20 protein-coding genes are annotated in these 19,692 nt (G+C 33.4%); 12 read left to right on the top strand and 8 right to left on the bottom strand.

Going from position 1 to position 19,692, the window contains the following annotated elements:
- Positions 1–77 precede the first annotated feature (77 nt).
- Positions 78–2,942, top strand: coding sequence for a T9SS type A sorting domain-containing protein (locus IPH11_11855; GenBank protein ID MBK6914302.1), 2,865 nt, complete (start codon positions 78–80; stop codon positions 2,940–2,942).
- Between the two features lie 79 nt (positions 2,943–3,021).
- Here IPH11_11855 and IPH11_11850 read toward each other — a convergent pair whose 3' ends face one another.
- Positions 3,022–3,672: a hypothetical protein gene (locus tag IPH11_11850; protein MBK6914301.1), complete on the bottom strand. Its 651-nt coding sequence runs from the start codon at positions 3,670–3,672 to the stop codon at positions 3,022–3,024.
- 382 nt (positions 3,673–4,054) lie between these two features.
- On the opposite strand from IPH11_11850, the gene IPH11_11845 reads away from it, so the two are divergent.
- Positions 4,055–4,978: an NAD(P)H-binding protein gene (locus IPH11_11845; GenBank protein MBK6914300.1), complete on the top strand. Its 924-nt coding sequence runs from the start codon at positions 4,055–4,057 to the stop codon at positions 4,976–4,978.
- Between the two features lie 222 nt (positions 4,979–5,200).
- Here the strand turns inward: IPH11_11845 and IPH11_11840 are convergent, their stop codons facing one another.
- The 5 genes from IPH11_11840 to IPH11_11820 form a co-directional block, all read right to left on the bottom strand.
- Complete coding sequence (locus IPH11_11840) at positions 5,201–6,394, bottom strand: glycosyltransferase family 4 protein (GenBank protein ID MBK6914299.1); 1,194 nt, start codon at positions 6,392–6,394, stop codon at positions 5,201–5,203.
- A gap of 65 nt (positions 6,395–6,459) precedes the next feature.
- Complete coding sequence (locus tag IPH11_11835) at positions 6,460–7,092, bottom strand: hypothetical protein (protein MBK6914298.1); 633 nt, start codon at positions 7,090–7,092, stop codon at positions 6,460–6,462.
- Positions 7,093–7,102: 10 nt separating this feature from the next.
- Entirely contained in the window at positions 7,103–7,942 is an 840-nt protein-coding gene (locus tag IPH11_11830) for a class I SAM-dependent methyltransferase (GenBank protein MBK6914297.1), read from the bottom strand.
- A gap of 19 nt (positions 7,943–7,961) precedes the next feature.
- On the bottom strand, positions 7,962–9,152 hold the full coding sequence (locus tag IPH11_11825) for an ATP-grasp domain-containing protein (GenBank protein ID MBK6914296.1): 1,191 nt from the start codon (positions 9,150–9,152) through the stop codon (positions 7,962–7,964).
- Positions 9,133–10,146 carry a methyltransferase domain-containing protein gene (locus tag IPH11_11820; GenBank protein MBK6914295.1) on the bottom strand — a complete coding sequence of 338 codons (1,014 nt, stop codon included), beginning with the start codon at positions 10,144–10,146 and terminating at the stop codon, positions 9,133–9,135. Before IPH11_11820 ends, IPH11_11825 begins: the two co-directional genes overlap by 20 nt.
- A 614-nt stretch (positions 10,147–10,760) precedes the next feature.
- On the opposite strand from IPH11_11820, the gene IPH11_11815 reads away from it, so the two are divergent.
- The 7 genes from IPH11_11815 (at position 10,761) to IPH11_11785 (ending at position 15,952) form a co-directional block, all read left to right on the top strand.
- Positions 10,761–11,123, top strand: coding sequence for a DUF1801 domain-containing protein (locus IPH11_11815; protein ID MBK6914294.1), 363 nt, complete (start codon positions 10,761–10,763; stop codon positions 11,121–11,123).
- A 42-nt stretch (positions 11,124–11,165) separates the two neighbouring features.
- Positions 11,166–11,537: a VOC family protein gene (locus IPH11_11810; protein ID MBK6914293.1), complete on the top strand. Its 372-nt coding sequence runs from the start codon at positions 11,166–11,168 to the stop codon at positions 11,535–11,537.
- Positions 11,538–11,794: 257 nt separating this feature from the next.
- The gene (locus IPH11_11805) at positions 11,795–12,448 is read left to right on the top strand and encodes a hypothetical protein (protein MBK6914292.1); all 654 of its coding nucleotides are present in this window, start codon (positions 11,795–11,797) and stop codon (positions 12,446–12,448) included.
- A 126-nt stretch (positions 12,449–12,574) separates the two neighbouring features.
- Positions 12,575–13,645 carry a hypothetical protein gene (locus IPH11_11800; protein ID MBK6914291.1) on the top strand — a complete coding sequence of 357 codons (1,071 nt, stop codon included), beginning with the start codon at positions 12,575–12,577 and terminating at the stop codon, positions 13,643–13,645.
- A 741-nt stretch (positions 13,646–14,386) separates the two neighbouring features.
- The gene (locus tag IPH11_11795; GenBank protein MBK6914290.1) at positions 14,387–14,626 is read left to right on the top strand and encodes a hypothetical protein; all 240 of its coding nucleotides are present in this window, start codon (positions 14,387–14,389) and stop codon (positions 14,624–14,626) included.
- A 47-nt stretch (positions 14,627–14,673) separates the two neighbouring features.
- Positions 14,674–14,991: a helix-turn-helix transcriptional regulator gene (locus IPH11_11790; protein MBK6914289.1), complete on the top strand. Its 318-nt coding sequence runs from the start codon at positions 14,674–14,676 to the stop codon at positions 14,989–14,991.
- Entirely contained in the window at positions 14,984–15,952 is a 969-nt protein-coding gene (locus IPH11_11785) for an RNA-directed DNA polymerase (GenBank protein ID MBK6914288.1), read from the top strand. Before IPH11_11790 ends, IPH11_11785 begins: the two co-directional genes overlap by 8 nt.
- 290 nt (positions 15,953–16,242) lie before the next feature.
- Here the strand turns inward: IPH11_11785 and IPH11_11780 are convergent, their stop codons facing one another.
- Entirely contained in the window at positions 16,243–16,806 is a 564-nt protein-coding gene (locus IPH11_11780; GenBank protein ID MBK6914287.1) for a hypothetical protein, read from the bottom strand.
- 243 nt (positions 16,807–17,049) lie between these two features.
- Between IPH11_11780 and tnpA the strand changes: the two genes are divergently transcribed.
- From tnpA to IPH11_11765, 3 genes are all read left to right on the top strand, one after another.
- Positions 17,050–17,460, top strand: coding sequence for an IS200/IS605 family transposase (gene tnpA / locus IPH11_11775; GenBank protein ID MBK6914286.1), 411 nt, complete (start codon positions 17,050–17,052; stop codon positions 17,458–17,460).
- A gap of 334 nt (positions 17,461–17,794) precedes the next feature.
- Positions 17,795–18,343 (top strand): GNAT family N-acetyltransferase, encoded by a 549-nt coding sequence (locus IPH11_11770; GenBank protein MBK6914285.1) that lies wholly within the window; start codon positions 17,795–17,797, stop codon positions 18,341–18,343.
- Positions 18,344–18,429: 86 nt separating this feature from the next.
- On the top strand, positions 18,430–19,254 hold the full coding sequence (locus tag IPH11_11765) for a VOC family protein (protein MBK6914284.1): 825 nt from the start codon (positions 18,430–18,432) through the stop codon (positions 19,252–19,254).
- A gap of 26 nt (positions 19,255–19,280) precedes the next feature.
- On the opposite strand, the gene IPH11_11760 is transcribed toward IPH11_11765, so the two are convergent.
- A complete protein-coding gene (locus tag IPH11_11760; protein ID MBK6914283.1) occupies positions 19,281–19,676 on the bottom strand; it encodes a response regulator in 396 nt (131 codons plus the stop codon).
- Between the last annotated feature and the right edge of the window lie 16 nt (positions 19,677–19,692).

Genomic DNA, 19,692 nt, shown 5'->3' with positions numbered 1-19,692 from the left:
TTATTAATGGTTATTTGAACAATTAAATTTTCTTTATTTTAAAATCAGAAAAGAATTTAATATTTAATGGAAAAAATATGCAGCTAAGACTCACACTTATTTTTCTTACAATACTGATTACTAAAGTTTTCTCTCAGGTAATCGTAACAATTCCGGAATACTCAACTGAAAATGATTCTATCACAATTCAGTTTAATGCGCAGGAAGGGGATGGGGGACTTGAAGGATACACCGGGACTGTTTATGCTCACACGGGAGTGATCACTAATTTTAGCAGCGGTCCTTCGGATTGGAAACACGTTATCGGTGATTGGGGAAACAACTCAAATCAACCGGCTCTTACCCGAATTGGAACTGATTTATATGAGTTGACAATTGGATATCCGCGTGAATTTTATTCTGTCACAGACGCAAATGAACACATTCAACAACTTGCTTTTGTTTTTAGAAGTGCCGATGCTACTAAAACAGGTCGCGATGTGGGTGGGGCGGATATTTTTGCCGACCTTTATGAAGCCGGTTTGACGATTGTTGTAAATAATCCACAAGTTTCAGTTTTGTATGGCGATCCACTTCGCTCTCCATATTTTATGAATGATGATGATACTCTAAATATTTCTCTAACTTGTGTTGAACTTGGAACACTTGTGCAGGATTTCACTTTATTCGTGAATGGGCTGCAGGTGGCACAAACAAATACGACCGAACTTCAATATGATTTCTTCGCAGCGAACTATTCTGTTGGCGCTAATTACATTTCTGCTATTGCAAATAGTGTTTCAGGAAGTTCGGATACAAGCGAATTTGTTATTATGATTAATCCACCCATTGTTAATTTACCCCTGCCTGCAGGAAATGATCTCGGAATTAATTACGTTGATAATTCTACCGTGACGCTGGCTCTTTATGCACCTTACAAAAATTTTATTTATGTAATTGGTGATTTTAATGATTGGAAAGCTGATATAAATTATTTTATGAATAAAAATGAAATCACACCCGACAGCACAATTTGGTGGATTACTATTTCAGGATTAACTCCACAGACAGAATATGCTTTTCAATATCTTGTTGATGGTGAAATAAGAATAGCCGAACCATATTCAGAAAAAGTACTCGATCCTTCAAACGATCAATATATTTCCGCTTCGACTTATCCGAATTTAAAACCCTACCCTTACGGTAAAACAGGCGAAATTGTTTCTGTTCTCCAAACAGCACAAACACCTTACGACTGGCAGGTAACAGATTTTCAAAAGCCATTAAAAACCGATTTAGTTATTTATGAATTACTCATCCGCGATTTTATTACGGCACACGATTACGACACTTTGGAAGATACTTTGAACTATCTAAAAAATCTTGGCATCAATGCAATTGAACTTATGCCTGTTATGGAATTCGAAGGAAACAGCAGTTGGGGTTATAATTCAAGTTTTCATTATGCACTTGATAAATATTACGGTCCTGCTGATCAATTAAAATCTTTTATTGATAAAGCACATAGCATGGGGATGGCAGTAATTCTTGATATTGTATTAAACCATGCTTATGGTCAATGCCCGCTTGTTCGTTTGTATTGGGATTCAGCGAACAATCGTCCTGCAGCTAATAACCCCTGGTTCAATCAGGTTTCCCCCAACCCTGTTTTTAGTTTTGGAAATGATTTTAATCATGAAAGCGGCGCCACAAAATATTTTGTTGATCGTGTAAACAAGCACTGGCTAAACGATTTCAAGGTGGATGGTTTCAGATTTGATTTTACAAAAGGATTTACAAATACACCCGGTGATGGATGGGCTTATGATGCAGCAAGAATTTCTATACTTGAAAGAATGGCTAATGTAATCTGGAGCGTTGATACGCAGGCTTATGTTATTCTTGAACACTTTGCCGAGAACAGCGAAGAAATAGAATTATCAACTTATGGTGCAATGCTTTGGGGAAATATGAATCATGAGTACAATGAAGCCACAATGGGATATGCTTCTGATCTTAGCTGGGGCTCATACAAAACAAGGGGGTGGTCTTTCCCTCATCTTGTCACTTATATGGAAAGCCACGATGAAGAAAGACTGATGTATAAAAATCTTCAGTACGGAAATTCTTTTGGAGATTACAATATTAAAGAACTTTCACAGGCGCTTAACAGAATGAAACTTGCCGGCGCTTTCTTTCTTACGATCCCGGGACCTAAAATGATATGGCAGTTTGGTGAACTTGGTTATGATTACTCGATTGATTATAACGGAAGATTAGGTGAAAAACCAATTCGTTGGGATTACTTTGATGATCCGCGAAGATTAAAAGTCTATAAAGTATTTTCTGCGCTTTCCAATCTTAAAGAAAATTATGAAGCATTTCGCAGCACAGATTTCATTTTAGATGTTTCAGGTTTCAGCAAACGAATTGAAATTAATGATCCTTCAATGGATGTTAGAATTGTCGGCAATTTTAATGTGCAGTCAGGTACTGTCAGTGGAAATTTCAGCAGAACAGGGTGGTGGTATGAATATTTTTCCGGTGACAGTTTAGATGTGGTAAGTACGCAATCACAATTTCCTTTAGAGCCGGGTGAGCTGAGACTTTACACTTCAGTAAAGCTGCCGGATCCTGAACCAGATTTACTCTCTGAAGTAGAACTGATTAATACACAAGTGGTTGAAGAATATAATCTTGAACAAAACTTCCCAAACCCTTTCAATCCTTCAACTGAAATTGTATTTCAAATAGTTAAACCGGGAATTGTAAAACTTAAAGTTTACGATATACTCGGCAGGGAAGTGATGACACTTGTTGATGAAGAATTGAATAACGGAACATATACTGTTCCCTGGTTTGGAGAAAACAATCTTGGTGAACAATTAAGCAGCGGAGTTTATTTTTATAAAATTGAAACCGATGATTTTATTCAAACTAAAAAGATGATCTTGCTCAGGTGATTTCTCACGTGAGCAAAAATCTTTTGGTAAATCTTAATTGAAAAAATTAATTATTGTTTTTCATTTTAAGAATGATTCATTAATTCCCTGATAAAGTTGTCACTATTCCTGATTCACTATTAATCCACAAAACCAGCGAATTGGAATCAGAGTAAAAGTTTATAAGCCAGTCTGCAGAATTAACTATAGAAGTTGAATCAATTGATTTGCTCGGCACAAGCAGCATATCAATTTTTGTGTTAGTATTTTGAGTGATGAAAGCACTCCCCCCATTAATCAATGCCGTTTGCACAGCCGATGGGCTATCATCATAATTTGCTGCTGGATCAATTGAAGCTGTAGCAAGTGTGCCGAAAACTGATCCGAGAATATTTGCCGCCGTTGTGTCTTTTACTAATTGAATCATGGCATCAAAATTTATTGGAGATTTTACAGGACCTGCACCAAACACCGGTACATAAAATTCATTGCTCTGCATAATATCAGACTGAACAACATACACAAAAGCATTTTCAAGATTTAATAAATCAACTTCACCGCTCTGGCTTACATTCCTTCCGTAGATTGCAGCAATCTCCGCATCAGAAGCAAAATCCTGTTTTGCGGTCTGCAATACCTCATCCTTTTTTTGATTGGCAGTAATCGAACTGTCAACAATATCGTTCACGGTTTCACTGCACGAACTAAACAGTAATAAAGTCATTAAACTGCTAAATAATAATTTCTTCATTTTAATTTCTTTCCGATTTAATTTCTGATAATTTTTTCATGACTAAATTAACCAATAGACATTAAAAAAAAGGTTCAATAAATTATAAGTTGTATGAAGGGAAAAAATAAAATTATTCGTTTTGAAAAATCTATTTTTTTATTTCAACATCTGAATAAACGGTTAAAACCGTTAAGGCTTTTTGTTGTATGCATTTTCAATGCGATAAATCGCATTGAGAACCTGAGACGAAAATACAAGCAAAAAAGTTCTTTAGGTTCTCTATGGAATTTATTGCATAGACTAAATTCAAACAATCATTATTTGTTATATTTATGTAAGTAAAAATTGCTTACATCATTTATCTAAAAAAATCCTTCCTTAATTTTAAAGAGATTTTCAAATGCTTAATGTCGTAACAGGTTCCTTTGGATATATTGGTAAATACATTACCCGCAAATTATTGGAGCATGGGGAAGAAGTTATTACGATCACAACTCATCCGGATAAACCAAATCCATTTGGCAGTGCGATAAAAGCATTTCCATATAATTTCAACAACCCACAGGAATTGACTGCGAGTCTGCGCGGCGCATCTACACTTTATAACACTTATTGGATTCGATTTGAGTATGACAATCAAACTTACCGGCAGACTATCAAAAATACAATTACACTTTTTAACTGCGCTAAAGAAGCCGGGATTAAACGCATTGTTCATATTAGCGTAACAAACGCTTCTGAAAATTCTGATCTGCCTTATTATTCCGGTAAAGCTGAACAGGAAAAAGCATTAATTAATTCACGTGTTCCTTATAGTATTGTTAGACCCACCTTAGTTTTTGGTGATGAAGATATTCTCGTAAATAATATTGCATGGCTGATCCGGAAATTTCCACTCTTCCCGATTTTTGGGGATGGGGCATACCGCGTGCAGCCTGTATTTGTCGAGGACTTAGCTTCAATTGCGATTGAAAGCTCCAAAGAAGAAAACTCTGTTATACTTGATGCAATTGGACCGGAGTCATTTACATTTCAGGAATTTGTGCAGCTCATCACCTCTAATATCAAACCGGCTGCTAAGTTAATACATATTCCTCCTCCCATTGGAATTATATTCGGTAAACTAATCGGATTAGCTTTACGTGATAATATTTTAACACATAATGAACTCAAAGGACTTATGGATGAAATGCTTACGTCCAAACAAAAACCAAATGGAACAACTGCATTTTCAGATTGGCTTAATTTGCACAAAGAAAAAATTGGTTCAAAATATTCCTCTGAAATTGAAAGACATTTTAAGTGGAAGCACACAAATCAATAGAGATATTCAATTCTTAAGTCTTAATTTAGATTTATTGCCATTAGAAACGGGATTCGATCTAATTTCTAATTTAAAGTTAAGCAATCACCTTTTTCTATTCCTTACCTTCTAATTATAAATTTTTTAATTGAAAAATAACCTTACCTGGGATTTTTGTTTTACCGCTCAGAAAAAAAACATTAAATGGAATAACAAAGTTTTTTTTTGAATGAAATATAATCGCTATCCTTTTCTGAGTGAGTTATAAACGTTTAATAAATTTTGTCTCTGTTTTTCCCAGGTATATTGATGATACACTTTAACGCCCGCAGTTATAATAGCAGCTGCATCTTTCGGATAGGAGTAAATATTTAGAATCATTTCACAAAGACTTTTGGCATTACCAGATTCAAAAAAGAAAATAGAATTTTCATCAAAGTAATCTTTTATCCCTCTGGTTCTTGGAACAATCGTTGGTTTGTTATAAAAAAGATATTCAAATATTCTTGTTGGAAAATTAATATTTGTAAATGGACTGATTTTGTTCGGAATTATTCCGACTGATATTTTAGGTATAGTTGCTGATATTTGTTCAAGACTAACTAATCCTGAATACTTAACGATATCCTGCAAATCTAAATCCTTAACTTTATTTAAAAAAGTTTTTGTATAATCCCCCTCCCCAAACACCCAGAACTCTAAATTTGGGATAGTGTGTCTTAATATGCCTATGGCTTCTAAAGCGGTATCGAGACCATGACGCTCAACCAGTGTACCGTGATACATAATTATAAATTTGTCACTTCGAATAGAATTATCGCTATCAATAGTACCAATTTTAAAAACAGTATTCTGAGGTGAGTTCATAACAATGGTAATCTTCTCTTCAGGACACCCCCTTGATACAAAAGTCTCTAAAAATGAAATGTTTGTAGTAATTATTTTATCGGCAAATTTTATACTGATCTTTTCCTGGAATTTTAAAAACTTTATGCCTAAGCTGTCATGCCCATCATAGTATTTCGCCATAAAAACTTCGGGGGTGGGGTCGTGAAGATCAAGAATTATTTTTGCACTCCATAATTTCTGAATCATCGGAACAAATACCAGGAAGTCCGGCATATTATGAACATGAACAAAAGAATATTTATTTTTTAACGATAATTTATTTGCTATGAAAAAAGCTCTAAGAAAAAAATTAATATACCTAAGCGCATATTTATATTTGGATGGTCTTTCTCGCAGCATGTTGACCCTATATATATTTACACCATTTATGGTTTCCTTTTTAGGGCGATCAGTTTGGTTTAAGCAAATGATATCGACATTATAATTTTCACTTACTAAGGCTTCAGCCTCCCTTCTAACTCTTACATCGGCGGGGAGGCGGGAATGCACTACCATTAATACATTTTTACGTGCTTTGTTATGAATCATACTTAAATGATTTTTTTCTAGGTAACATTTGAAATGAATAAACTTATATTAAAACAACTTTTTAATTACAACTTTATCGTCAATTTTCTCAATGCGAATCTGCAATAAATTAAGTAATAAATAAAAAGATTCGCTATTCCTAAAAACTTCAACCCGTCATCCAACAAGTATCTAAAACTAAACCGCACAACATTTAAATAACTTAAGATATCAACTAAAACCGACAAGCCAAGAAAAGTGACTGCAACAGCGAAAAGCGATATGTTATTTTTTTTAATAAGATTTCTAAACTTGAGTAATAAAAGAACTGTAAGAATTACATAAACGATCAATACAATTAGCTGATGAATATTAAAAACTTTTGGTAAAATAAAATTATGAATTAACAGAAGTTCATCCATCAAAAAGTATCCGAAAAATATTCCTGAATAAAGCAAAAACTTTTTTATGTCTTTTAGATTTTCAGATGATTTCAGAACAGAAAAACTGAATAGTGTAATTAGAACTGTGCCGCCCCAGAGTATAACTCCTATTCTTTGCAAAATACCCTGATAAAACGGCAGATCAAGAAGTGAAATAGGATTTGCTGTCAGATTAGCAAAAGGAATTTCAAAAACGAGTCCAATGAATCCAACAATGAAGACCAATAGCACCGTAAATAATTCAAGAACAATAAATCTAATATCCGCTGTTTTCATCCATTATTATTTACAATATTTTTTTACGCGGATTAAGAACTAATTTTGAGTCATTTCTTTTCTTAAAACAGATGACCGGTTCGGACGCCCAGCGAGGCGACAAAACAGAATACATGGTAAGCATCAACGCCTTATAAATTGCAGCGCCAACTTTGTGTTTTGATTTGAATTTTAAGTAACGGGTTCCCATTTCAGGTTTACCAAGATAAACAGCCTCTGCAGTAAATCCGAATGAACTGATATATTTAATGAGGCTCAAATGAGTGAAATATCTGAGATGAGCATAAAATTCATAACTGTCTTTAGGATTTAATGGTTCGTGAAAATTCTTTCCTTTAAATATAAGTGGGATAAGGTAACTTAACCCATTATAGTTCGGAACTGAAATATAGATGTACCCATCATCTTTAAGTATTCTTCTCGCTTCATGGAAAAAGTTATCAATGTTATAAAGATGTTCTATTGTGGCGAGTGAAATTACCGCATCAAATTCACCATCTTTTAATGGATACGGTTTGGAAGTATCATCAAGATCAAAGGATGTTGTTTTTAATCCTAATTTATTTAGTGACTCTAAACATTTGGGTGCTAACTCATTGCATAAAAGATCAGCCTTGTAATATTTATTCACTCTGTTTGCGGCAGCACCGATCCCTGCTGAAACATCAATAATTTTTTTATGATTTCTGGTTTCAAATATTGCGGGGAAAATTCGGTGTCTCTCATGAAACATATCAAAATCTTCAATATCAGAGATATGTTTCAATCGTTCTTCTTCAAGACCGATAGCAGGATTTTTTTTATCAGTTTTTAGTAACTCACTTTGTTCAATTTCTGTAATCAATTCCATGTTTAACTTTCTTTATAATTTATAAAATTCTGTTGAAATCAAATAATAACTTTAAGCCATCCGCGAAATGCTTATAAAAAGGCTTCATATCTTTTGAATAAAAAATTGCGAAGACTTTTTTCGAGAAATAAGTTTTTAGAAATCTCAACAAATTTTCTTTACCACTTAAAAGTTTTTTTATTTTTTCTTGAAAATCCTTAAACTCATCCACATAGTAAAAACCTTTTTCGTAATCATTTTGCTTAAAGTCTATACCATTAATAATATAATTGTATTGAATCCAGGGGAAATTTATTCCGGATTCCGCCGATAGCAGTGATGACCTGTTATATCTGCCATTCACTTCAAGTAATTTATATAACCCATCCCTTTTATCATATTTAAATTCGACATTTGAATAACCTTCATATCCCATTTCAGATAGTAATTTTTCGGAGTAATCCCACAATTCCTTTATCATTTCACGGCTGCGAACAATAACGGGAATTCCATAGCCATTGTCGGTCATCCTGACTTTATAAGCAGTAAATCCTTGCTTAATCTTGCCGTTGTAAATCAACGAGTTGAAGTTTAACCCCTGGGTGATATCTCCTTCTATAATTTCCTGTAACGTAACGTCTAAGCTATATTTTTTACATTGCTCAAACTGATTTTTTAACTCTTCAATATTATTTACTATAGCCATTTTAGATTTAAAGATATCAAAATAAATGTGGCTCTGGACAGGCTTAACTAAACAGGGGAATCGAAATTCTTTTATTAAATCCTCTGTAATTGTGATAGTTTCATCCAACGAAAGTGTTTTTGGAAATGGTACACCAACTTTCTCAGCAACAGCGTAAGTCATGTCTTTGTTAATTACCTTGCTTATGATAGACCAATCCTGGCTCGCTATAATAAATTTTGCTTTTAATAAATCTATATTTTTTGAAAGCGCTACTAAAGTAGGATCATCTGCGGGAAAAACTAACGCCTTACCGATTTTGTCATGTATCCTTAATAATCCCGCAATAAATTCTTCAGCATTTTTTTCAGGATGGGGTAGAACAAAATGCTGCTGTATAAATTTTGATTTATACGCCATATCTTTTGTATCATAACTGACGACGTACACAGGCACACCTTTTGACCCAAGGGAGCGAATTACTCCCAATGCAATGGCATGACCGGAAAGAATTAATACCGGAAGATTATTGTTGTTTTGTTTCATTATCAATCACCTGTTTATTAATCGAATGATTCAAGCCTGGTGAATTTATTGGCTGGATCCATAAAACCCAGCGATTTGCAAAAAAACTTAAGAAGCCAAATATCCTAAACCGTTGTAAGCCTTCTATGAATTCACTGATCTTAATAGATCTCTCGAGTGAAAAAAAACTTTTCTGCCACAGTGCAAAAGGACCAAAACAATATCCCCGATATTCATTTATTCTGTACCCGGAAGATTCTATAAGCTTTCTTACTTTCTTAAAACTATATCTTGTAACTGTAGATTTACCAAAATCTATTTTTGCCTGCTTATCTGCAGCGATATCTGATCTGTATTGAGCTCCTTTTTTCCCGAACAAATAACTCCATACTCTGATTAAATAGTAATATGGATTTATAAGATTTCTTAACTTATAAACATTTGGAAAAGTTACCATTATATTTCCATCAGGTTTGATTAACCTATGCATCTCTCCGAGCGCTTTAGTTTCTTTGCTTAGATATTCAAGTACACCGATGCTAATAATTAAATTGAAATGATCTGATGGAAAAGGAATATTATAACAATCGGCATTAATCAATTTTGTTTCTTGAAAGGAAGCTTTGGCTAAATTATTTTTAGAAGTTAAAAGCATTTCTTCAGAATTATCTGCACCCACCGTGCTATACCCAATGTTAGATAAATTCACAAGGTAATGCCCCGCTCCGCATCCTATATCTAAAGCAGTTTGATTTGGCTTGAACGGCAGTCTGGAAATAAAATCAAAAACTATTTCTTTCCTTTTTTTAAGTTCAAATTTTGTAAATGATTGCTTGCCGTTTGTTTCATCATAAAGAGAATCCCAGTATTCCGTTTTGTTGGAGAAATGTTCTTTAACTTTGTCCTTTCTACTTGTTAAAGAATTTTTTTCTATTGATTCATCATAAAGAGAATTTCGGTATCCTGATTTTAGAGTGTTTGGGTCTCTGACTGTATTCGTTTGAGTGTATATCATTTTTTTAAATTTATTTTTTTTTTACTTTAAAATTATTTTCTATTTTCACTATTCTTAATATAGAATTCTGCTTCGTTTAGCAGCGCATTTCGGTGTTACCCCTTTGTTATCTTTTAATTAACTTATTGTTATCATTTAATTATTGAGAAAAATCATGATAACCTTAACAAAGAGCATATTTAATTTGATTTGAATAGAACCATTAATTAAATAATCTTTTCGTAAAGAGACTAAAATTATGCCACCCTCCCGTTTCATTGAATCTTTAGTATTTCTCTTAAATTATGTGATTTCCTTTGTTTAGAGAGTATAAAAAAAGTAAAATATTGACAGTGGTGAAATGCGGTTTTACATAAGTTGATACATTGTTCTTGATTTTGTACATAAGCGGGAATATTTTTATTAACCCTTCTGATTGAGTTTCAATTGAGACCGGATAAAATGAAGATAATTAATTTATGCTACGCATCTTGGATAAAAATCTTCGATTACATTGCCAATGAATGATAACTATAGTCACCGATGGACAAAATAACATTGACAATAGTTCTCATTGTTCAGAAGTCTCAAGAAATATTACTATTTTATAAATTATAAAGTGAAAGAATTACTCTCTGAATAATATTTTCAAAAACACAGACGATTACATAAAAAGTTTCCCGAAAGACGTTCGGCACCGACTCGAACAAATCCGTGCGATAATAAAACACACAGCGCCGGATGCAGAGGAATCTATAAGTTATGGTATGCCTGCCTATAAATTAAACGGCAAGCCATTGGTATATTTTGCCGCATTCAAAAACCATATTGGCTTTTATGCTACACCATCAGGACATTCAGAATTTGCGAAGGAACTTTCAAAATATAAACAGGGAAAAGGTTCGGTTCGGTTTCCACTTGATAAACCCCTGCCATTGGGACTGATAACCAAAATTGTTAAATTCAGAGCGAAGGAAAATTTGCAAAAACAAAAATGAAAAAAAACTAAATTCATTAACAAACAATAAGGATCAAACAAAATGAAAAATGCAATCAACTGGTTTGAAATTCCAGTAAAAAATTTCAACAGAGCAAAAGCGTTTTATGAAACACTTTTCGGTGCAGAGATTCAGGAAATGGCTCACCGCGAAATGAAGTATGGCTTCCTTCCCTGCGACATGCAAAATGGCGGGGTTGGGGGTGGAATCGTGGAAGGTGAAGGATTTGAACCATCAATGACCGGCTCATTAGTTTATCTGAATGGCGGTGATGATTTAAGCGTGCCGCTTTCAAAGGTAGAGGCAGCAGGCGGTAAAATTCTTATGCCTAAAACTTCAATTGGCGAAAATGGTTTTATGGCTCACTTCTCCGATACCGAAGGCAACAGAATAGCACTTCACTCAATGAAATAATTTTCATAAGATTTGGTTGTCTCAAAAGTAATTTTTCCTGCCACACTGAGTTTGTCTCCCAAAGGCATCCCTGAGGCAGAGGTGTAAAGTCATTATAGTATGAGACTGTCTCAAAAGTCAGTTTTTGTCACCTAGTCACGATACATCGGGATGGAATGATACTTTTGAGATAGCCTCTGCCAAAACTTTTGAGACAGCCTTCTATTAAACTCTATTTTGAGTAACGTGACTTAAAAGTTGGAAAATTTACCCCATACATAAGCATAGTTTTTGGACTAACAACACTTTTAACATTTGGTCTTTTTTATAAATCAGCCGGCAGTTCAAAAGGCACTTTACTGATTTTATTAATCTGGATTGCGGTACAAAGTGTTATTGGACTTTCCGGATTTTATACTGTGACAGACACAATACCCCCTCGTTTCTTGCTTTTAGTTTTACCGCCATTCCTTTTTATAGCTGGATTATTTTTAACGGCAAAAGGCAGACAATATATTGATGGTTTAAACATCAGAACATTAACCCTTTTACACATAATAAGAATTCCTGTTGAAGTTGTACTCTTCTGGTTATATGTTAATAAAGTTGTACCTGAACTTATGACTTTTGAGGGGAGGAACTTTGACATTTTATCCGGGTTGACAGCCCCCTTTATTTATTATTTTGGCTTTATTAAAAAACAAATAAATAATAAAGTAATTCTGACGTGGAATTTTATCTGCCTTGGACTTCTTTTGAATATTGTTTTAAATGCAATTCTATCCGCTCCATTTTCGTTTCAGCAGTTTGCTTTCGATCAACCTAATATTGCTGTTTTATATTTTCCTTTTAACCTGCTTCCGGCTTGTGTAGTGCCATTGGTTTTACTTTCGCACCTTGCTGCAATAAGACAATTACTTAATCAAAATTGAAATCAGACAGCCTAACTTAATTATTCATTGTTAATTCTTAATTCTTAATTGTTTTTTCCCTCTTGAGTTTTTTGTTTTATTGATGTAGATTTATTACAGCATAATTCAAATTCTAAGGAATGTTATATGTTTAATTTTACAAGTGCATATACCCGTAAAAAATATTATCAAATAATTTCAGCCTTTATTTTTATTCTAACAGGTATTTTGGGTTGTGATTTTGGACCGGTTGAAAGTTCAATTGACACTAATAACACAAAGCAGGGACCCTATTCTGTTTTTGTCGAAACATTTGATGGGGGAGTTACCTGGTCTGAAGTTGACACCCTCCGTTTTGCTAAGGAACTTCGTGCCGGAGCGTTTGGATTTGCTTCCAACATCTTTGTTGTAGGCGGGCAGGACACCTTAGGCAAAGGTGCTATCTGGCAGTCTTTAGATAACGGACTTCACTGGACTAATGTGCTGACAACAGAAGGTACTATATTTTCAGATATCGCAGTGACTTCTAATTTAGGAATGATTGCAGTCAATAATGAAGGGCGCATCTTTTTAAGTACTAATGACGGCACTACCTGGAATATTATTACAACAGCTCCCAATACCCTGAACAGTGTTTCTTTTACACCCACCTATGGCGTTGCAGTTGGCAATGCAGGCACTATACTTGTTTCTTATAATGAAGGTTTTAACTGGACTATAAAGACATCTCCAACAACTGAATCCCTGTTTGCAGTCCACTGCTTCGGTGATACAAGTGTTGGTGTTGGCTCAAACGGAGTTTATGTAATGTCCACGGATGCCGGGGTTACATGGACTGAGTATAATTTCAACAGCACTAAAATCTTTATAACGGTTGGTTTTTCTGAAGAGCAAAATGGACGGTATGGTATTGCCGCCGGTTATGATAATACGATTTTTAAAACAACCACCGGTGTTATGAACTGGAAATCGTTGTCGTCAAAGATGCCGGGGTTTGGAAACATTGAAGATCTACATGCGGCAGCCGATGGTAAATGCATAGCAGCGTATTACGATACAGGTGCAAAAACCGTAGGGAGTCAATTTATTTATTCAACTGACCGCGGCGAAACGTGGAGCGATCCTGATATAATTGAGAATGCTTATATATATAAAATGGTGTTCAGGACTTTTCCTGTCGGTTATGGATTTGCTGTTGGAAACCAGATACAAAATTAGTTTATCAATTATTTCCAATGTAGAATGTAGAATTAAGAATTAAGAATTGTCGTCTTCCAATCTCCAACTTCCTAATTCTTAATTATTAATTATTCATTCTTAATTCTTCATTTTTAATTTTTGTTTATTTCCCGTACTTTTAACCCTGTAAAGAATGGCGGTTTTACTATATAACTATTTGTAGGATTAGAAAATATGCTTACACACTGCCGTACTTGATTAGAAACTAATAAAAATAAGAAAATCCAGAAAAAGATTTTACCATTCGATTATATTTGTACTAAAGTCTAATACTATTTGTAAAGATTAGGGACGTATTAACTTTTTGGACTAAAAGATATTTTGTCCCTAAAACATTAAGTAATTCACATATTGTAAATTAATTTGTTTCTGAGTTAACTTATAAGTATATTTGATTATCCAATATGTAATTATTGGGTTCTTTGAAATTGTGATATTTATTACATCAACCTCCATTCGTCTCCTTAAGATGATTCTTACTCAAATTGTTGTAGTAACCAGGATACTAAAAGTAAGTGGGCATAGAGGATGTCAAGCTTATGTTAATCAAAATCAGTTATACTTCGGTTAATCATACTTCCATCTACTAACAACTATATCCATAAAACTTTGTAGATAGATTATGCATATTGTCATTGTTTATCTACCAGGATTAAAATTTTCCTGGGCTTTTAATTAAAGTATTGTTCCAATATTTCAAAGAAAGGAGGTTGAATCGAGATGAAAAATAACAATATCACACCGAGAGATATAAAACAGTTAAGAGAACTTAAAAATACTCTGACTAATATCTCTCAAGTACGTGGAGCACCAAATCGGTTGAAGATTTTCATTGCAGGTCTTATCAAGCAAATTGATAAAATACTTGTAAATGAAAAAGCTCGAAATAGATTGAGTATGATTAATTCGTTAATCGAGCTTATAGTTAAGTTCTTGACGTTACTTCAATTGATTAAATAATATTAAAAGCATTTTTTTTCTGAAATTTAATACCGATAGGTTTATAAATGGAACTTCTAAGCGAATTGGGTACAAGAATTAAGTTGATTCGGGTGTATAGTGGAATCAAACAAAAAAATCTTGCATTAGATTTAGATGTCCCTGCCTCATTACTTTCAATGTATGAACAGGGAAAAAGAGAACCCTCACTTACTTTTCTTCATTCATTTTGTAATCGATTTGATATGACATTGTCACAACTGTTTATTTTTCAAAATACAAATCGCGAAAGCAACGCCAACAAGGACTTTAAAAACATCATGAGTGAATTAAATTCAGTATTGAGAGATTTTGAAAGAGACAAGCTAAAATTGATAGATGCCTAGTAAAGTATTACAACACATTCCTCTAAAACTTAATTTACATGAAATTAAGTATCTTACGACCCCACTTAAAACCACTGAATCAAGATTATTAAAGATTATCTCCATCAAATCTAAAATTGTTAAAGAAAAAAAAATACCCAAAAAGAATTCAGATGAATTTCGAATACTCAATTACCCAGTTGGCGAGTTTAAATTAATCTTAAAAAGATTGCATAAATTTCTAATGTCACGGTCGAAATTTCCCAAAAGTGTTTGTGGTGGTATAGTAGATAAAAATCTTTATGATATGGTTAAATCTCATTGCGGTAGGGAAGGGATATATCAAATTGATTTGAAAGATTTTTTCCCTAATATTAATTCCGATAGGGTATATTCTTTTTTTAAAAATTCAGGACGTTCAGAAAGAATATCTCAAATTCTTACAGATTTAGTGATTTATGATAAAAGACTACCTCAAGGGTTTCCAACTAGTCCAATTGTTGCTAATCTAATTGCTTGGAAAATGGATTATGACCTTCAATCAATATGCAATAACCATAAACTAAATTATTCAAGGTGGATTGACGACGTTTTAATATCTGGTAGGATTTCAGAATTAAATAAAGCTATTTATAAAATAGACAAATCAATTCTTAAGAATGGATTCTATATTAATAATAAAAAGAAAAGATTATTAAAGAGAAAGAATAGTAAAGAAATTGTATCGGTTGGTTTAGATTTAAAAAGACATAAGCCAGATGTTCCGATAAAAGTTTACGAAAAGTTGGAATATATTTTACAAGTGTTAATAACTGAGGGAGTTGAATTTGCTCGTGATTTTTTTGAAGAAGAATTTAAACTAAAAGATATTCAAAAATCATTAATTGGTAAGATACGGTTTATTGAAGAATATAATAAAGCAAAAGGTAACTTTCTTAGTAACTTATATATTCAGATTAATTGGGGTAAGGGCATTGGATAGCAAAATAATTTGTTATCATGCATTATTAAGCTATTATAACTAAAGTTATTACGTAATAACCTGATAGCTATAGCTGTGAGAGTAATATTTATTGTATAGTGATCCGCATTAATGTGAAATCAATTTCTTTTCATAGATTATTAATTTTGTTAAATGATTTATTAATTTTCTATCAACACTTCAAAAACAAATCACAATAAGGATTATTCCGTTGTGAAAACATTTACAGTAGTCCCGATGACAGTCGGGATTGTTGTTTTAAAATCATATTCCAAAATACTTTCTATCTCTCATCTAAACCCTAACAAAATTATCATTCCATCTTTTGTTTTGGCTATTAGCTGGCTGTACATTCTTAATGTTGCACTTGATATTCCTGCATCCCGCGGCTGTTCGTTAAGGTTTATGGGTATGGTTAATCCTTCCATTGAAATGTTTTCCATATTTATTTCAGGAATCCATAGTTGCAATTCGGTTTCGCTTAGGTTTTGAACTTTTGCATTTTTCCATTTTAGTGTTACACGACTTTCATCAAGTCTTGTAGCGCCGTGATAATGCCCTTCAAAATCTATATATAAAACACCATACCCCGCCGGGTAGGTGCTAAATATTTTTTCTGCTTCGGTCGTAATTAACGCCTGGAATAGTAGCTTAAGAGAATCCGGCATAAATTGAGGAAGCTGCAAAGGATCTTTGGTCACGGTCGTATCGCCGGGCAGGGGAGTGTTATTATTAGTGGGGGTTTGCGGTTTTTCGGATGTGTCTTTCTTTAAGCATCCTGCAGAGGTTACACTAAAAACACCAATTAAAAAGAAACTTAAAACCAGCATCCTGATCGAAATTATTATTTTCATAAGAAACTCCTTTTGTTTTGCGTAACTATTCTACCTTGATACTTATAACTTAAATAAAATGTTGTACCCGATGCAAATAAAATATTAGGCGTACAGCAGTTCAAAATCATTATCAGGTTCTCTATGGAATTTATTCCATAGACTAAAAGAAGCTAAACAAAAAGCAAAACCGTTTTAACGGTTTAATATTTTATTACTAAAAAAGGAAATAAGATGTCAAAACACTCACACCACAAAATCTGAATACACTTTATTTGGGAAACACTTGATCATCAGAAAGTACTAAGCAAAGAAACGAGGCTAAAAATTTCCGAATATCTTTTTAAATATGCTAAGGAGAAGAACATTTATATGGAGAATAATTTCGTTAATAGTGATCACGTTCATACTTTAATAGACCTACCTACAAACCTATCCGTTGAAGAGTGTATAAAATTGTTAAAAGGATCTTCTTCACATTATATAAATCAGCAAAGAATGACGGGACAAAAATTTCAATGGGGAATAGGTTATGGTGCGTTCTCTGTCTCACCTACAAGGGTTAGTGCGGTGATAAAATACATCAAAAATCAGGAAGAACATCATCGCCTTAAAAGTTATGCGGAAGAGTATCAATTATTTCTAAAAAAATACGGCGTTTCAATAAACGGTTAAAACCGTTAAATCTTTTTGTTGATCCTTTTTCCAATGCGATAAATCGCATTGAGAACCTGAGAGGAAAACACAAGCAATTAAGCATTTCAAGTACTCTGTGTAATTTTCTTCTTAAATAAATTAAGTGCTCTATTGAGTTTTTAATTTTATTATTGTAGATTTAGCTAACTAAAGAACTGCTGTTGTCACAAATACAATTTAAAAAAAATACAATAAAATCTAAGGCAAATAATATTTGCTTGAAGACATAAATAGTTTTACACAGCGCATTTTAGTAATCGAGATTTTAAATTCACAAAGAAATAATTAAGCTTAAATAATAAAACGAATTAATATGCACACCGAAAACATAATAGTATCTAAAGCAAAACTTGCAGAACTTAATGAGCTTTTGATTGTTGCAGCAAAAACATTTTACGATACCTTCTCAGAGGTAAATACTGAAGAAGATATGAAAATGTATTTGGCTGAACATTTTACTTTTGAAAAATTATCATCTGAATTTAATAACCCATATTCTGAATTTTATATTGCGACTTTAAACGACAGGATAATCGGTTATCTGAAAATAAATTTTGGACAGGCTCAAACTGAAACTATTCAGAATAACACAATCGAAATTGAACGTATATATGTTCTGAAAGAATTTCAGGGACACAAAGTTGGTAATCTTCTGCTCGATAAAGCCTTCGAAGCAGCAAAGCAAAAGAAGATAAATTTTGTATGGCTTGGTGTCTGGGAAAAAAATGTAAAGGCAATTAGTTTTTATAAGAAGAATGGTTTTACTGAATCTGGGAAACATTTATTCAAATTAGGAACCGAAGAACAAACAGATATAATTATGAAAAAAAAATTAGAGACCTCTAATGCCACTGCCGCATAATGTATTCTCGCGGTGATGGCAGGTGAATGACAAACAGGAAGATATTTATTTCTCAGAAGTTTCATTAAATAAATAAGGAACATAAAATGACAAATCAAATTTATCCTTGCTTATGGTTTAACGGACAAGCCAAAGCCGCAGCAGAATTTTACTGCTCCATTTTCAATAATTCCAAAATAACTTCTTACAATAAGGTGGTTGTTACTTTTGAATTAAACGGAACAAAATTTATGGCGCTTAATGGAGGATCAATGTTTGAGATTAATCCATCTATTTCTTTTTTTGTAATCTGCGGATCAATGAGTGAAACCAATAGAATGTGGGATAAACTAATTGATGGAGGTAAAGCATTAATGCCAATTGATAAATATCCATGGAGCGAGAGATACGGCTGGCTTCAGGATAAGTTTGGTGTAACATGGCAGTTGTCTATTTCAAGTAATGAAGATACAAATCTAAAAATATCTCCATCAATGTTATTCACCAACGAATTGTTTGGAAGTGCAGAAAAGGCTATTAATAATTACACTTCTGTTTTTGATAATTCCTCGATAGATGTGATGATCCATTATCCGCCGGAAGATGCTAATGCCGGCAAGGTGATGTTTTCAGAATTCAAATTGAATAAGTGCAACATGATTGCAATGGATGGTCCGGGAGATCATGATTATTACTTCAACGAAGCTGTTTCCTTTGTTGTCGAATGTGATACGCAGGATGAAATTGATGAATACTGGGAATTACTAACGGATGGGGGAGAAGAAAGTATGTGCGGATGGCTGACAGATAAATTCGGCGTTTCGTGGCAGATTGTTCCAACTATACTTCCAAAATTAATGAGCGATCCGGAAAAGGCACCGGGAGTTATGAAAGCGCTGATGAGCATGAAAAACTGGATATTGATGCGCTAAAAAATGCTGAGTCAGAGTAGGATGGATTAATCGCTGTAAATATTAATTGTATCCATTACGCTTCTTAACAGGTCATCCGAGTGATAAGGCTTTAATATGTAGTTATCAAAGCCAGCATTTAGAAAAGATTCTTTGTTGCCGAAATTAGCATAGGCAGTGATTGCAATGACCGGGGTATTTTTACCTTTATCGGATTCCCGAATTATTTTCATAACCTCGATCCCGTTTAGTCCGGCACCAAGATTTATGTCCATAAGAATAAGATTATAATTATTTTTCGAAAACAATTCGATAGCCTCTTCTCCATCTTTTGCGATATCAATTAAATAATACTTCCCAAGTTGAAATTCCATTATTTTGCTATTTACTTCATTGTCTTCGACAATAAGGATTTTTTTTGATTGAATATTTGAATCTGTCATACTAAAACGCTCCAAC

Source organism: Ignavibacteriales bacterium (genome assembly GCA_016709155.1).
Taxonomy (GTDB): Bacteria; Bacteroidota; Ignavibacteria; order Ignavibacteriales; family Ignavibacteriaceae; genus JADJEI01.
This window is presented reverse-complemented; position numbering and strand designations above follow the sequence as displayed.